General features: G+C 43.8%; 12 protein-coding genes. 2 read left to right on the forward strand and 10 right to left on the reverse strand.

Annotated elements, in window-relative coordinates; all coding sequences use genetic code 11:
- Positions 1–15 precede the first annotated feature (15 nt).
- Positions 16–1,758, reverse strand: coding sequence for a GspE/PulE family protein (locus VMX18_04180; GenBank protein HUT22558.1), 1,743 nt, complete (start codon positions 1,756–1,758; stop codon positions 16–18).
- Positions 1,759–1,907: 149 nt separating this feature from the next.
- On the opposite strand from VMX18_04180, the gene VMX18_04185 reads away from it, so the two are divergent.
- Both VMX18_04185 and ychF read left to right on the forward strand, forming a co-directional pair.
- Positions 1,908–2,765 carry a hypothetical protein gene (locus tag VMX18_04185; protein ID HUT22559.1) on the forward strand — a complete coding sequence of 286 codons (858 nt, stop codon included), beginning with the start codon at positions 1,908–1,910 and terminating at the stop codon, positions 2,763–2,765.
- A 22-nt stretch (positions 2,766–2,787) separates the two neighbouring features.
- A complete protein-coding gene (gene ychF, locus VMX18_04190) occupies positions 2,788–3,873 on the forward strand; it encodes a redox-regulated ATPase YchF (protein ID HUT22560.1) in 1,086 nt (361 codons plus the stop codon).
- A gap of 137 nt (positions 3,874–4,010) precedes the next feature.
- Here the strand turns inward: ychF and VMX18_04195 are convergent, their stop codons facing one another.
- The 9 genes from VMX18_04195 to nusA all read right to left on the reverse strand — a co-directional run bounded on the left by VMX18_04195 (position 4,011) and on the right by nusA (position 14,615).
- Positions 4,011–6,224 carry a heavy metal translocating P-type ATPase gene (locus tag VMX18_04195; protein HUT22561.1) on the reverse strand — a complete coding sequence of 738 codons (2,214 nt, stop codon included), beginning with the start codon at positions 6,222–6,224 and terminating at the stop codon, positions 4,011–4,013.
- 4 nt (positions 6,225–6,228) lie between these two features.
- Positions 6,229–7,686 carry a sulfite exporter TauE/SafE family protein gene (locus VMX18_04200; protein ID HUT22562.1) on the reverse strand — a complete coding sequence of 486 codons (1,458 nt, stop codon included), beginning with the start codon at positions 7,684–7,686 and terminating at the stop codon, positions 6,229–6,231.
- A 2-nt stretch (positions 7,687–7,688) separates the two neighbouring features.
- Positions 7,689–7,961 (reverse strand): metal-sensing transcriptional repressor, encoded by a 273-nt coding sequence (locus tag VMX18_04205; GenBank protein HUT22563.1) that lies wholly within the window; start codon positions 7,959–7,961, stop codon positions 7,689–7,691.
- A 127-nt stretch (positions 7,962–8,088) separates the two neighbouring features.
- Entirely contained in the window at positions 8,089–9,732 is a 1,644-nt protein-coding gene (gene groL / locus VMX18_04210) for a chaperonin GroEL (GenBank protein HUT22564.1), read from the reverse strand.
- A 68-nt stretch (positions 9,733–9,800) separates the two neighbouring features.
- Entirely contained in the window at positions 9,801–10,085 is a 285-nt protein-coding gene (locus VMX18_04215; protein HUT22565.1) for a co-chaperone GroES, read from the reverse strand.
- A gap of 213 nt (positions 10,086–10,298) precedes the next feature.
- A complete protein-coding gene (locus tag VMX18_04220; GenBank protein HUT22566.1) occupies positions 10,299–11,633 on the reverse strand; it encodes an O-antigen ligase family protein in 1,335 nt (444 codons plus the stop codon).
- Positions 11,608–12,579 (reverse strand): hypothetical protein, encoded by a 972-nt coding sequence (locus tag VMX18_04225; protein ID HUT22567.1) that lies wholly within the window; start codon positions 12,577–12,579, stop codon positions 11,608–11,610. The genes VMX18_04220 and VMX18_04225 overlap by 26 nt, the downstream gene beginning before the upstream one ends.
- Before the next feature lie 20 nt (positions 12,580–12,599).
- Positions 12,600–13,325, reverse strand: coding sequence for a YidC/Oxa1 family membrane protein insertase (locus VMX18_04230; protein ID HUT22568.1), 726 nt, complete (start codon positions 13,323–13,325; stop codon positions 12,600–12,602).
- A gap of 9 nt (positions 13,326–13,334) precedes the next feature.
- Positions 13,335–14,615 (reverse strand): transcription termination factor NusA, encoded by a 1,281-nt coding sequence (gene nusA / locus VMX18_04235; GenBank protein ID HUT22569.1) that lies wholly within the window; start codon positions 14,613–14,615, stop codon positions 13,335–13,337.
- Positions 14,616–14,748: the final 133 nt, after the last annotated feature.

Genomic DNA, 14,748 nt, shown 5'->3' on the forward strand with positions numbered 1-14,748 from the left:
TTGATTTGAATTGTTTTAATCGCTGACTCTAAACACTTCTTCGATCGAAGTGATTCCATCCGCGGCTTTGAGCAAGCCGTCTTGAACCATGGTGATCATGCCTTGTTTGACGCCGAGTTCTTGAATGGAATATTCGGAGGCTTTTTCTTCCAAAATCAATTTTTCGATATCGGGATTCATGATTAATATTTCATAAATGCCGAGCCTGCCTTTATATTTCATGTTGTTGCACTCCGGGCACCCCTTGCCTCGATAAAATTTCAATTTGTTTAAATCCTTCGGCTTTTCCGGATTGGAGTCGGGTATAGCTTCCAATATTTTTTTAACTTTATCCAGAGTTTTTGCGTCAGGCTCGTATTCTTCTTTGCAGGCCTCGCAGATTTTTCTGGTTAAGCGTTGGCCGATAATGGCGTTCAATGCCGGCGCCAGCAAAAATCCTTTGGAGCCGAGCGCCAAAAACCTGGGAATGGCGCCGGCCGCGCTATTGGTGTGAATGGTTGATAAAAGTAGATGGCCGGTTAAGGCCGCGTTGATGGCGATATCCGACGTTTCCAAATCTCTGATTTCGCCGATCATGATAATGTCAGGATCTTGCCTCATTAATGATCTTAAGCCCTTGGCAAAATTGTAGCCCTTGGATGAATCCACCTGACTTTGGTTGATTCCTTCCAATTGATATTCGATCGGATCTTCCAAGGTGGCTATTTTTACGTCTTGTTTATTCAGTTTATTCAAAATTGCGTAAAGCGTGGTGGTTTTACCCGAACCGGTCGGACCGGTGGTGATAATCATACCATTGGGACGCGCCACTTCGATTTTTAATTTTTCATAGGCCTGGCCTCGCACGCCCAAATCATCAAAATTCAGACTGGTGGCGCTCGTGCGGAGCAATCTCATCACTACGCTCTCACCATATTGCACGGGCAAAAATGAAGCGCGAACATCTATTTTTTCATCTTCGGTATCAATGCGAAACCGCCCGTCTTGAGGTTGATTGGTAATATTGAGTTTTACTTTGGCCAAGAGTTTCAATCTGGAAATGACTTTCGGCCAATCTTCCTTTTTCAGTAAGGCGACATCATGCAATATACCATCAAGGCGGTATCTGACTTTGATTTGCTTTTCTTCGGCTTCGACGTGAATATCCGAAGTGCCGGCTTGCAGGGCGGCGGCCACGATCAAGGCGACCATTTCCGTGGCATTGGTTTGTTCAATAACTTTTTGCAATTGAGTGAAATCCGTAAAGCCTTTTGAAAATTTGTTTAATTCTTCAGCTGATATTTCCACTCCCTTGGCGGAGGGTTTGATCTTTGGAATGCGTTTGTACATTTCCATGGCCGCGTCAAAGCCTTCTTGAGTGGATTGATATATTTCAACGTTGGCTTTTCGCCTTTCAGCTATTTGAAAAGACATTTCTTTGACTTTTTCATCTTGCGGACGGGGTGAAGCCAGTCTGATCTCATTGCCGATTTCCAAAAACACGAGCGCTTGCCGTTCCAGCGCTTGTTCTTCGGGAATAATGGACAGAGCTTCCGTGCTGATCGGAAAATTCATTAAATCAATGAACTGGATGCCTGCTGACATGGCTTGTTTTTCCACTTCTTCTTTTTTTTCCTTGCCGCGGATGGTTTTCATTTTTTGTTGAAATTTGGCTTGCGCCTCGTCTGTACCATCGTCCTTTTGGGAAGCTGATGACGATGATCCCAATACTGACGGATCCTTGAGCAAATCTTCAATTGATTGAGCTCCATTGGCCATATTTTTGGCAGATTAATATTTATTTTTTGTGAGGAAAAGATGAACTCTTGCTATCATGATAGCCGTTTTTTGCGAATTTGACAATTATTGGAGAACAAATTAAAATATAGAGACTATAAAACCTCGGTTATTAGAAATAACGAGAAAATATGCCTAAGAAAAAAGAAGTCAAAGCGGTAGCGGCCGAAAGCGCTTCGAAGTCCGCGGAAAAACCGGTCGTAGTCGCGAAAAAAGAATCCAGAAAAAATTCTTCCATACCGGGTTGGGTGGCGGCCGGCATACTGTTTATCGCTGTTGTCGGATTATTTGTGTATGCTCAAAATTCAATCAGCAAAGCCAGTGAGGAAAAGAAAGCGATCGAAGGCCAGACCAGGGTTTTAAAAAACACCATCAATACTTTGGAGCAAAAAGTCAGTGATTTGAATGTTAAGACGCAAGACTTGGAAGAGAGCGCCAGAAAGAGCAATGAGTATTTGTTCGCCGAATCGATCAGCAAGAGAAAACTGCCTGATTCAGTGGAAACCAAAGATTGGCAGTTATATAAAGATGAGGAATGGAAAATGGAACTGGTCTATCCGAAGACTTGGCAAATGTCGCAGACGGCCGATCCCGAAAGTTCCAAGCCCGCTGAAGGCGCGGCCAAGGCCGAAGCGATGCGGGAAATGGTATTCGAGCCTATCGGTCAATCTTCTTTTATCAGAAGTCTGCAAATAATTCCCTACAATTTCGGTCAGGAAATGTCGCTGGAAGACAAGGTTAAATCATTTGAAGGAAAAGACGTTTTGGACAAGCAGGATTTTGAAGGCGGTAAATTGGTGTATTTCATAGAGCAGGCGAATGACATCGTTATTCCCACGGTAATGATTTTATCAGACAACGGCGATTATAAAGCGGTGTATCGCGTCAATGATTTGTTCAACGCCAAATACTTTGATTTTTTGACTGATTTCGAAGCGATGATCGGCAAAATCAAGGTTTCTCCGAAAGTGGAAGTTCCGACTCCGTAATTAAGACACTAATAATAAAAAAATGTCTTTCTCCATAGGTATTGTAGGTTTGCCAAACGTCGGCAAATCTACTTTGTTTAAAGCCTTAACAAAAAAACAAATCGACATTGCCAATTATCCTTTTTGCACGATCGAGCCCAACGTGGGTTGCGTCAAAGTGCCGGACGAGCGTTTGGATAAATTGACGATATTTTCAAAATCGGAAAAAACAATCGCGACCACCATTAATTTTGTCGATATTGCCGGCTTGGTCAAGGGCGCGCATAAGGGCGAGGGACTGGGCAACCAGTTTTTGGCCAATATCAGAGAGGCTGACGCCATTTGCCATGTGGTCAGGCATTTTACAAAAGGCGACATCATCCATGTCGAAGGCAAAGTCGATCCGGTTTCGGATTTTGAAGTGATTAAGATTGAATTGGTTTTTGCGGATTTGGCCACCATAGACAAGCACATCCGCACGGTTGAAAAAAGCTTGAAAAGCACCAAACAAAATCAGGGAAAAGACGAGCGGGCGACTCTCGAGACATTGCAAAAAATAAAAATGGCTTTGGAGGAAGGAATACCGATCAATAAACAGGGCTTATCCGAAAAAGAGGCCGAGAGTATCAGCCACCTTGATTTATTGACGGCCAAGCCGTATTTGATAGTGCTCAACGTCGATGAAGATGATTTGAAAAAAGATATTGAAATTCCTGAATTCAAAGATGAAACGGTCATTAAAATTTGCGCTCAGCTCGAAGCGGATTTGGCTGACATGCCGTCGGAAGAAGTTGATTTATATCTTAAGGAAATCGGCGAGGCGAATACCGGCCTTGATAAAATTATCGTGGCCGCTTATGAATTATTGAATTTGATCACTTTTCTTACCACCGGGCCGGATGAAACCAGAGCTTGGACCATTACGAAAGGGACATTGGCTCCGCAAGCGGCCGGGAAAATTCATACTGATTTTGAAAGAGGCTTTATCGCGGCCGAAGTCATCAATTGGCAAGAATTGCTTGATGCCGGTTCGGAAGCCGCGGCCAAAGAAAAGGGTTTGCTTAGGCTGGAAGGCAAGGTGTATGAAGTTAAGGATGGAGATGTGTGCGTGTTTCGCTTCAACGTATAGTTACGAATAATCGCATCACAGCGGCCAAGCTTGGTTTTAGTTTAAATGTTTTTATTACGAATAGTTACAAATGAGCTTGGAATAATACGCTATAAAAAAAACGGCCGAAAGGCCGTTTTTATTTTGAACTTGTCACGTTATTTGCGATAAAATTTCATTGATAAAGAATTTGTCACCACGCTCACCGAGGAAAAAGCCATGGCCAGCGCGGCAATGGCCGGATTGAGCAGCCAGCCGGTCAGGGGAAATAAAATTCCGGCGGCGATGGGAATGCCGATCGCGTTGTAGAAAAACGCCCAAAACAAATTTTGCTTTATTTTTCTCAAAGTGTATTTGCTGATATCAATCGCATTGACCACGTCATTCAAGTCATTTTTGACCAAAACGATTTCTCCGGTTTCGAGCGCCACGTCAGTGCCGGAGCCGATGGCAATGCCAAGATCCGCTTGCGCCAGCGCGGGCGCGTCATTGATGCCGTCACCAACCATGGCCACTATATTGCCCGCTGATTGCAGTTTCTTAACCTCGGCCGCCTTGTCTTGAGGCAGAATTTCCGCCAAAACTTCATCAATGCCCAGTTGCTTGGCGATCGCCTCCGCGACTTGCCGATTATCGCCCGTTATCATGGCGATTTTTATTTTTCTTTTTTTCAAATTCTCAATCGCTTCTTTGGCTTCGGGTTTGACCGTGTCGGCGATGGCGATAATTCCGATTATCGATTTATTTTCGGAGATCAAGATCGCGGTCCGTCCATCATTTTCCAGTCGTTTCATTTTTTCATTCGCTCCTGAAATATCAATTTCGTTTTCTTTCATTAAATTACGAGTGCCAATCAGTATTTTTTTATCGTTCACGGTCGCGAGAACGCCTTTGCCTGCAATTTCATTAAATTCTGAAAATTGATTCAGCGTTAAATTTTTTTCTTTGGCCGCGCGCGTCACAGCTTGAGCCAGCGGGTGAGTGGAATTTTTTTCTACTGAGGCGGCGAGCGTCAATAATTCATTCTCATCGCCGATCAATGGCGCTATATCAACCACTTTGGGTTCTCCTCGAGTCAGGGTGCCGGTTTTATCAAAGACAACCGTGTTTATTTTTCTGGCGATTTCCAGAGCTTTCGATGTTTTGATTAAAATTCCGCGCTTTGAAGCCAAGCCCGAGCCCATCATGACCGCGGTCGGCGTGGCCAGCCCCAGCGCGCACGGGCAAGCGATGATCAGCACGGAAATAAAGGTCGTCAGAGACAAAATCAAATCATTTCTGAAAATCATCCAAGAGAGAAAAGACAGTAAAGCGATGCCCAAAACGGTCGGCACGAAATAAAGCGAGACTTTGTCGGCCAAAAGCTGAATCGGCGCTTTGGAAGAAAGCGCGTCTTCGACTATTTTGATTATTTGCGCCAACATGGTTTCATTGCCGACTTTGGTGGCTTTTATTTTCAATAAGCCGGAAACATTGATGGTGGCGCCTATTACGGAGTCCCCCTCATTCTTTCCTACCGGAATACTCTCGCCGGTAATGGCTTTTTCATCCACGCTGGATCGGCCTTCAATGATCAAGCCGTCCGTGGGAATTTTTTCGCCCGGTTTAACCAACATAATGTCGCCTTTTTGGATTTGCTCGATCAATACTTTTTGTTCTTGTCCGGCTTTAATCAAAGTGGCTTCTTTGGCGGTCAATCCGATCAAGCTTTTGACCGCTTCGCCGGCTTTGCCTTTGGTTTTTGTCTCCAGATACTCGCCGAGAGTGATGAATGTCAGAATGAAAACGGAGCTTTCAAAATATAAATGAAACGGCAGGTTGCCGATAGCCAAAAATTTCAGCGCCAAGGCGGTGACGCTGTAAAAATAAGCGGCGGCAGTGCCGAGGAATATGAGCGAATCCATGTTGGGCTTTAATTTGAATAAATTTTTCGCGCCGAATTTCCAGATTGAAAAATTTATTAAAATCACGGCCGAAGAAAGCGCGAATTGAATCAAGAAATTTGCGTTTGACGGCAATTTGAAAATAGGCAAACCGATCATTGGCCCCATTGAAAAAATTATGATGGGCAATGATAAGATCAGCGACCATAAAAATCTTATTTTTAGTTTTTTGCCGCCATGTTCGTGTTCATGCCCGGCTTTTAAGTATTCCGATTCTCTGGCCAGATAGCCTTGTTTCTTGATTTCGTTTTTTATTTTTTCCACGTTTATTTTTTCCGGGTCAAATCCAACGGTCGCTTTTTCCGTGGCATAGTTAACGGAGGCATCATGAATACCGTCGACCTTCTTTAATGATTGTTCAATGTTGATCGCGCAGCTTTGACAATGCATGCCGGAGATTGAAAAAGAAATCCTTTGATGATTATTCATATGATTATTGAGCGCCGATGAGGCTGTTGCAGCTTTCACTTTCAGCCGAACAGGAGTCACCGGCAGGGGTTACATTTTTTTGATATAAGTTTTGATCGATTTTCGTCGAATCTTGATCGGTGATAATGAATTTGCCCCAGACCATTTGCATTGAGCAACTGAATTTGATTTCTCCGGTTTTTTGGGGCGTAAATTCAATCACGTTTTCTCCCAAAGCCAGTTTTTTTCTGATGTTATAATCCGGCATGAGAATTTCATTTGTGCATCCGCTGATTTGCTTTACATTGATGACCCAGCGGACCGGGATATTTTTTTTGATATACAAGACATTGGGTGAATATCCGCTGTAGGTCAGATCCATGTTTACGGTTTGATATTCCTTGACGTCCCCGGTCACCAGATATTCGGTTTTTGAGGAGTTGTGTTGGAAAATCCCGCCAAAGCCCGCGCCGAAATTGGTCAGGCCGCGATTGAACATCATCACTCCCAACATTATAACCACCAACCCGGAATATTTCATCAGTTTGGCGATTTGAGAGCCTTTGATTTTTGAAATCAAATTTCCGAAAATGAACATGATGGGAATGGTGCCGGCCGCAAATAGCGCCAAGGACAAGGCGCCGCGCCAAAAACTGCCGGAAGCCAAGGCGTAAATTTGCATGGCTTGGAGCGGCCCGCAAGGCATGAAGCCGTTAACAAGTCCGATGACAAACGGCCCTTTGGGTTTTTCGGATTTTTTTTGGCTGAAAAGATATTTGGCAATGAACCCGGGCGTTCGCAGTTGAATTTTTTGTAAAATTTTGAAATTGGTAAAAAGCGAAATTCCCATGACAACCATCAATAGTCCGGCGATAATGGTGACAATGCCCGTAAAAGTGGGATTGATGCCAAAAAACGAACCAACACCGCCCAAAATTCCGCCGATAACCGAATAGGAAATCAGGCGGCCGATATTATAGCTTAAATGTCCCAGTCTCTTGGTCTTCTGATCTCGGCCGTCTTTGTTCATGGCCGCGCTGTAAGTGACCACCAATCCGCCGCACATGCCCACGCAGTGAAATCCGGCCAAAAGCCCGATGACAAAAATGAGCCAGTAACTGACGCGCGGTTCGTTCAGTTGGGACAAAAGTTCGAAAAACCCCAATTTTGAAATAAGCAGATAAGCCAGAAAAAGTCCGACAATCAGCGCCAGCGGCCACGCCAGCTTTTTTATTTTTTTACTCGAGTCGTCTTTGGCGTTGTCAATGAGAACTTCTTGCGCTCGATAATCCAATTTTTCAATGTTTTCTATAATGGAGCTTTTTGATATTTTAGAATCATCGAATTTTATCTGCGCGAAATTTTTTGAAAAGTCCACACTCACTTCTTTGACACCGTCCAGACTTTTTAATTCAGTTTCTATTTTTATGGCGCAGCTCGAGCAATGCATGCCTTTGATTTTTATTCGAAGTGAATTTTCCATAATTATTTATTTAAAAGTTTGCTGACGCGCAAGATTTCAGTGATCATGGATTGTTGTTTTGAAGTGTTTTTGGCGGCCATGGCGTCTTTGAAACACGATCCCAAGTGGCCTTCCATCAAAAGCTGATGGGCGGATTTTAAAAGTCCGATCACGGCCAAGTTTTGTTGCATGATATCAACGCAGTATTTGTCATTTTCTATCATGTCGATGATTTTTTGAATGTGAGTTTTGGCTTTTTTGAAGTTAATCAAAGCTTTTTCTTTTTGAGGGGTCATAGTTTATTCGATTATTATTTATTACCTATACCTATGGTATAGGTAATTTAAAAAACTGTCAAGCGGTTGTCCACAGAAATACAAAAACGGCCCAAAGGCCGTTTTTGATATTTTGATTTAACTTTTATTACATCATGCCGCCCATGCCCATGCCTCCCATACCGGGCATGCCGTGGCCGTGCTTGTCTTCTCCGCTGTCAGGCTCGTCGGCCACAATGGCTTCGGTGGTTAAAATCATGGAAGCGATCGACGCCGCGTTTTGCAGAGCGAAGCGGGTCACTTTTGTCGGATCAATGATGCCCGCGACCACCAAGTCTTCGAAAATGTCCTTGGCCGCGTTATAGCCTTCATTGCCGGATCGCTTTTTGACTTCTTCAACGATGACCGCGCCGTCTTTGCCCGCGTTCTCGGCGATTTGTTTAATCGGAGCTTCCAGCGCTTTATTCAAAATGTTTAAACCGATTTTTTGATCTCCTTGCGAACTCATGTTTTCCAAGGCTTTTTTGCAGCGGAGCAAAGCCACGCCGCCGCCGGGCACAATGCCTTCGGCCACGGCCGCTTTGGTGGCCGCCAGGGCGTCTTCGATTCGAAGCTTCTTTTCTTTGAGTTCGGTTTCAGTGGCCGCGCCGACTTTGAGAACGGCGACGCCGCCGGACAGCTTGGCCAATCTTTCCTGCAGTTTTTCTTTATCGAATTCAGAAGTTGTTGATTCGATTTGTTTTTTGATCAAATTGACTCGTTGCTCGATCAGGGCTTTGTCGCCTTGTCCTTCGACAATGGTGGTTGTTTCCTTGTCGGAGGTGACTTTTCTGGCTCGGCCGAGCATTTCGATTTCAATGCTTTCGAGTTTCAATCCGACTTCTTCGGAAATGACTTTGCCGCCCGTTAAAATGGCGATATCCGCGAGCATTTCTTTTCTTCTATCGCCAAAGCCCGGAGCTTTAATGGCCAATGACTTGAAGTTTTTGCTGATGGTGTTTAAAACCAACGTGGCCATGGCTTGATCCGTGACGTCTTCGGCGATGATGACCAATTCTTTTTTGCCTTGCTGCGCCAATTTTTCCAAAATCGGCACAATATCTTCCACGTTCGAGATTTTTTTATCCGTGATTAAAATATACGCGTCTTCATAAGAGCTTTCCATTCTTTCCGGATTGGTGATCATGTAAGGAGAAATATAGCCGTTGTCGAACTGCATGCCTATGACGGGTTCTCCTTTTTCAATGCCAAAGCTTTGCGACTCTTCCACGGTGATAACGCCTTCATTTCCCACTTCGTGCATGGCCTCGGCGATCAATTTGCCGATTTCCGGGTCATTGGCCGAGATGGAAGCGACTTGTTCTATTTCCGATTGTCCGCCCACGGGTTTTGAAATATTTTTCAATTCCGCGACCACGGCGTTAACGCCTTTATCAATGCCTTTTTTTATTTCCATGGGATTGGCGCCCGCGGCCACGTTCTTCAGTCCTTCGGTGATAATCGCTTGCGCCAGCAAAGTGGCGGTGGTGGTGCCGTCGCCGGCCACGTCATTGGTTTTGGTGGCCACTTCTTTCACCAATTCCGCTCCCATGTTTTCCAGCCTGTCTTTTAATTCTATTTCTTTGGCAATGGTCACGCCGTCATTGGAAATCATCGGAGATCCGAAACCTTTGTCCAAAACGACATTTCTGCCTTGAGGACCCAAAGTAACTTTGACCGCGTTGGCCAGCTTATCGACCCCTCTTTTCAAAGCTTGCCTCGCTTGTTCGTCGAATATGATTTGCTTAGCCATAGTGGTTACGAATAATTATGATTAAATTTAGTTACCAATGGTTACGAATTTACAAATTGGACAAATACTTATTCAATGACAGCCAGAATGTCCGATTCGGACAAGACAAGCAATTCCTGACCGTCAACCTTTATTTCTTGAGGACTGTATTTGGTAAACAGCACTTTATCGCCGACTTTCACTTCCATGGCCACGCGCTGCCCGTTATCGAGTAATCTGCCCGGACCCACGGAAATCACTTCTCCTTTTTCCGGCTTTTCTTTATCAACCGTTTCGGGAATGATGATGCCGGAAGCAGTTTCTTCCTTGGTGATCGGTTTGATGACGAGTTTGTCTGATAATGGTTTCAACATATTTTGAAGCTACAAGATGTACAAGATTTATATACAAGATATTACGAGATTACAAGATTTAGTATTTTGTACTATCTCGTACGCGGATCCGGCACATCTAGGAGCAGTTAAAAAAGATTATTTAATCTTATAACTTTATCAGCACCAATGTCAATAGCTTGAAATATCGCGGAAAATAAAAAAAGTCTTTATTTTAAAGCTTTTTGAGTTAAATTAAAGGGTGTCTTTTTCTTGAGAGGTGTCTTTTATGAGCAAAGTTGAAAAAACGAGCAGTAAATTACCGAAATATAAGCTCCAAAGGAAATGGTCGAAAAGCCCGATAACACCCAGAGCGATAATCATGGCCAGAGGAAAAACGATGTCCGTTTCCTCCAAGCGTTTTTTTATTTTTGAAAAAGTTTTTTTCATTGGCAGAGCGATTAATATGATAATCGTGGCGAAAGTTATGGCGCCCAGCTCGATGATCGCCAATAACAACGAGTTATGAACGGGTTGAAGTTCGAAAGCTCGCCAGTCCGGGTGAATTTTCGACAAAGAAACCGTATAGTCGCCGAGGCCGGCGCCGAACCAAGTGCTTGATTTGAAAATTTCCCAGGAGTCGTTATATCCGGAAATTCTTTCGTTGACCGATTTTATTTCCAAACGTTGGTCGATTTTCAATCTGGTCATTACAAGATCCGACTTGGCCACGGAAAAAGCCAGGGTGATGAAAAGCAGGGCGACCGTGATTTTATTGATTGACGTTTTATGCTTTAGCCATGATTCATTTTTTCTAGCCAGCATGACCAGGGCGAAAATCAGAGATATCGCGAAGGCCAGCCAGGCCGCTCTGGAAAAGGTAACGAGCAAGGCCGTGAAAATGGTGATAAAGGACGCCAGTAAAATATTTTTTTTGTTTTTTACTGATTCTTCGAAATATTGCCAGACGACAAACAGTAAAACAATGACTAAAAATCCGGCTAAAATATTGGGATGAGGCAGCGCGCCGAAAGCTCGAAGCGTACGGCCCGCTGAAGTTTCCACCACTGATACGCCGAGCGTCTGCGGATTCTGCGCGGCCATGCCCAGCCATTTATTGGCCGAAACGGTTTGATTGAAAAACTGGTTGATGGCCAATGCCCCTTGAATCAGTCCGGCTGAGATAACGGCCCAGCAAAATTTCTTTTTATTAAAGGGAAGATAAATTATGAGCAGAGAAAAAGCCAAAGTCGAGCCTAAAATCGTTAATTTATAAAATGAATAGCTTTGATTTTGAGAAAAATAAATATTGGTTGCCAAGGCCAACGTGACAATGACAGTGGCAATGAGGGTTTTTTTGATCTTGATTTTTTTTGATATTTTATTTAACCCGCCATTTTTGAAAAAATAAATCAATGACGCGGCGATGAGAATGAAAAGAAGAATTTGCGTGGCGTACAATGACCGAGTTTGATATTCTAAATATTCTCCGCGCCAAACGCCCGGTTCGAAAATCCAGCGCGTCTGCCAAGGCAGCAGGAAAATAAAAGCGTAAAAAAGCCATTCAATTATTTTTTGCAGTTTCTTCATAATATTTTAAAATCGATTCGTATCTGAGTTTGAATTTACGATTGTATTCCAGCCTCCGATCGTTTGAGTGCATTTTGATGATGTCGTCTTGCAAAATTACGTCCGTGGTCGGTTCATCGGCCGCGGCTTTCAATTTCGGAGGTAAAATATTAAGTTGGTATTTTTTCGCGACAGCTTCCATGGCCGAGCGATGGCGGGACGTTTTTAGAGTGGAGCGGATTTTGTTTTCGGCGGTTGTTTTGATGGTTCTCCTGTCGCTTATCGGCGAAGCCAGGTGGTTCGGCAAATATTTCTTCACCCAACGATTATGAAAAGTAAAGCAGATGTTTTTCCTGATGAAAATCGGATAAAACTGCGCTTGCCAGTAAATAAAATGGATGTCCGTTTTTTCCGATTGGTATTTTTCGAGTGAGAGGCTGTCTTCGGACAGAAAAAAACTCATGCAGATTTTGTTTTTGAAATCGTCATCGGTCGGTCTTTGACCGAGCAGTTCCATGGCCGAGACGGCCAAGAGCCTGGTTAGCCATAATGTTTTCGGTCGGCAAAATATCGCCAAGTCAATATCGCTTTCTTCGCGCGAATTGCTGTATGCCAGTGTATTGCAGACGCAGATCATTTGAATAAACGGAATTTTTGATAACAGAAAGAAAAGCTTTCGCGCTTTCTTGAATTTTTTTTCCGCTATTTTGTATCTGGTTTTCCTGAGAGAGACCGAATTTTCTTTGCCGCGCAAAAAATAAAAACCCTGTCGGGTTTGTATTTTTTTTTGAAGAGTCGCCGAGGTTTCAAGCAATCGTTTGATTTGAAACAATTCGGCGTCGAGCGGATCGCCTTGCGGCGAAAGCAAATATTTATAAACTTCAAAAGCGGTCAGCGGATATGAAAAAATGTCAAAATAGACGATCGTGGCCAAGATGGCCTTTTCTTCTCTCGACAAGTCTTTCATATATGAATTTGGGATCTCGATTAAACGGTTTCTGTTTTGGCGCTTTTAAAAATCATGTATTGCTGAAGCGCGGTCAGCACCGTGGTGACCAGCCAGTATAAGGCGAGGCCTCCGGGTAATTGCAAACCTATGAAAAAGGTGATGGCGGGCATGAAATATTTCATGGATTTGTTCATGCCGGCCAGCATGGACTCGTCTTTGGAGCCGGCGTCCACTTTTTTGGGCTGCGGCGTGATCGGCAGCATTCTGGCTTGAAAATATTGAGCGATGGCCGCCGCGGCAGCCAGATAGACGCTCGGCAGAGACAAGTCCAGGATGCCGAAAAACATGGAATTGACCTGTCCCGGGTTTTGCACGAACGGATATAACAAATCAAAACCGTTATTGGACAAACCGTTGCGAAAAACTTGATAAACCGCGAGCAAAAAAGGTAATTGAATAATCAGCGGCAAACACGATGACAGCGGATTAACTTTCTGTTCCTTATAAAGCTTCATCGTTTCCTCGGTCATTTTTTGCTTATCAGCTCCGTATTTGCTTTTGAGCTCAGCCAGTTTGGGTTGCAACTTTTGCATTTCTTTTTGAGATTTCAAGGCTCGAGCGGAAAGCGGCAACAAAATCACTTTGATGATTATGGTTAAAGCTATGATGGCCAAGCCGATGTCTTGACCGGGGATGACGTTATACAGCCAAATCAAAAGATTATATAAGGGCTGATATAATACGGTGTTGAATAATTGAATCATAATTTATTTTTATTTTTTATGTTCTTCCTTTTCGGCCGGAGTTTCTTCGACCTCGGCTTCAGGTTCTTTCGCGTCGCCGACCTCATCATCTATCGAGGTCTTTTTTGTTTTTTCCGCGCCTTTGGCGTCAGCGGAAATTTCTTTGCCTGTTTCTTCTTCTTTAATATTGATTTTCCAACCAGTTAATTTCGAAGCCAGTCTGACGTTCTGTCCTTCGCGGCCGATGGTCAGAGACAATTGGTCTTGAGGCACGGTCACGGTGGCGATTTTCGCTTCTTCATCCAAGCTGATCGATGAGACTTGAGCCGGCAGCAAAGCATTGGTTATATATTTGGCCGGATTTTCGTCGTATTTGATAATGTCTATTTTTTCTCCGTTAAGCTCGCTGATGATCGTTTGAATTCGCGCGCCCTTTTGGCCGACGCAGGAGCCGATCGGGTCAATGTTGTCGCTCTCGGTATGGACCGCCACTTTTGATCTGGAGCCGGCTTCGCGGGCGATGGCCTTAATTTCAATGACGTCGCTGGCTATTTCAGGGATTTCCACCTTGAATAATTTTTTCACCAGATTGTCGTTTTTTCTGGAAACGATAATTTCCGGTCCCTTGGTCGTCAAGGAAACGGACACGACGTAAACTTTTAAGCGATCACCGATTTTGTATCTTTCCGAGCGGATTTGTTCTTCTTGCGGCATGATCGTGGTCGCGTGGTCGATGTCGATTACTATATTTCGACCTTCTCTTTTTTGCACCATGCCGTTAAGCAATTCGCCTTCTTTTTCTTTGAATTGCTGATATAAAACATTTCTTTCCGCTTCGCGTAATCGTTGAATGATCACTTGTTTCGCCGTTTGCGCGGCCATGCGGCCGAAATCTCCGGGCAATTCAAGTTTGGTTTTTAAGATGGCGCCGACCTTGGCCGTTTTTTTAAGGGCTTTGGCGTCTTTCAATTCTATTTCGGTTTTCGGATTGAATCTGCGAATATCTTCATGCTCGGGCATGTCTTCCGATTTTACCCCTTGTTCCCGCAAATCTTCTCGTTCCTTTCTTATGTTTTCAATGGTTTCGAGTTCTTCTTCGGTCAGATCATCAACCACTTCCTTAACATCAAAAACCTTGAATTTGCCGGTTTCCAAATTCAATTCCACCTGAATGTTTTGATTTTTTTCGCCATAATCTTTTCTGAAAGCCGCGGCCAAAGCGGATTCGATGGTTTCAATCACCGATTCCTCGGAAATGTTTTTTTCCGCGCAGATTTGTTTAATGGCGATTCGAGCATCTTCTGTAAGCATATTTTTTGAAAAAAGCTTTAAATTTCCTGATTTATCGCTTTTTTGTTAATTTAATAAAAAAAGCCAGTTTATTCATAAACCAGCCTATTTTTAAATTATCACAAAGCGCGTTCTTTGGCAAGCGATTTCGGTG

This window comes from Candidatus Bipolaricaulota bacterium (assembly GCA_035528115.1).
In the GTDB taxonomy this organism is placed as follows: domain Bacteria; phylum Patescibacteriota; class Patescibacteriia; order UBA11705; family DATKZF01; genus DATKZF01.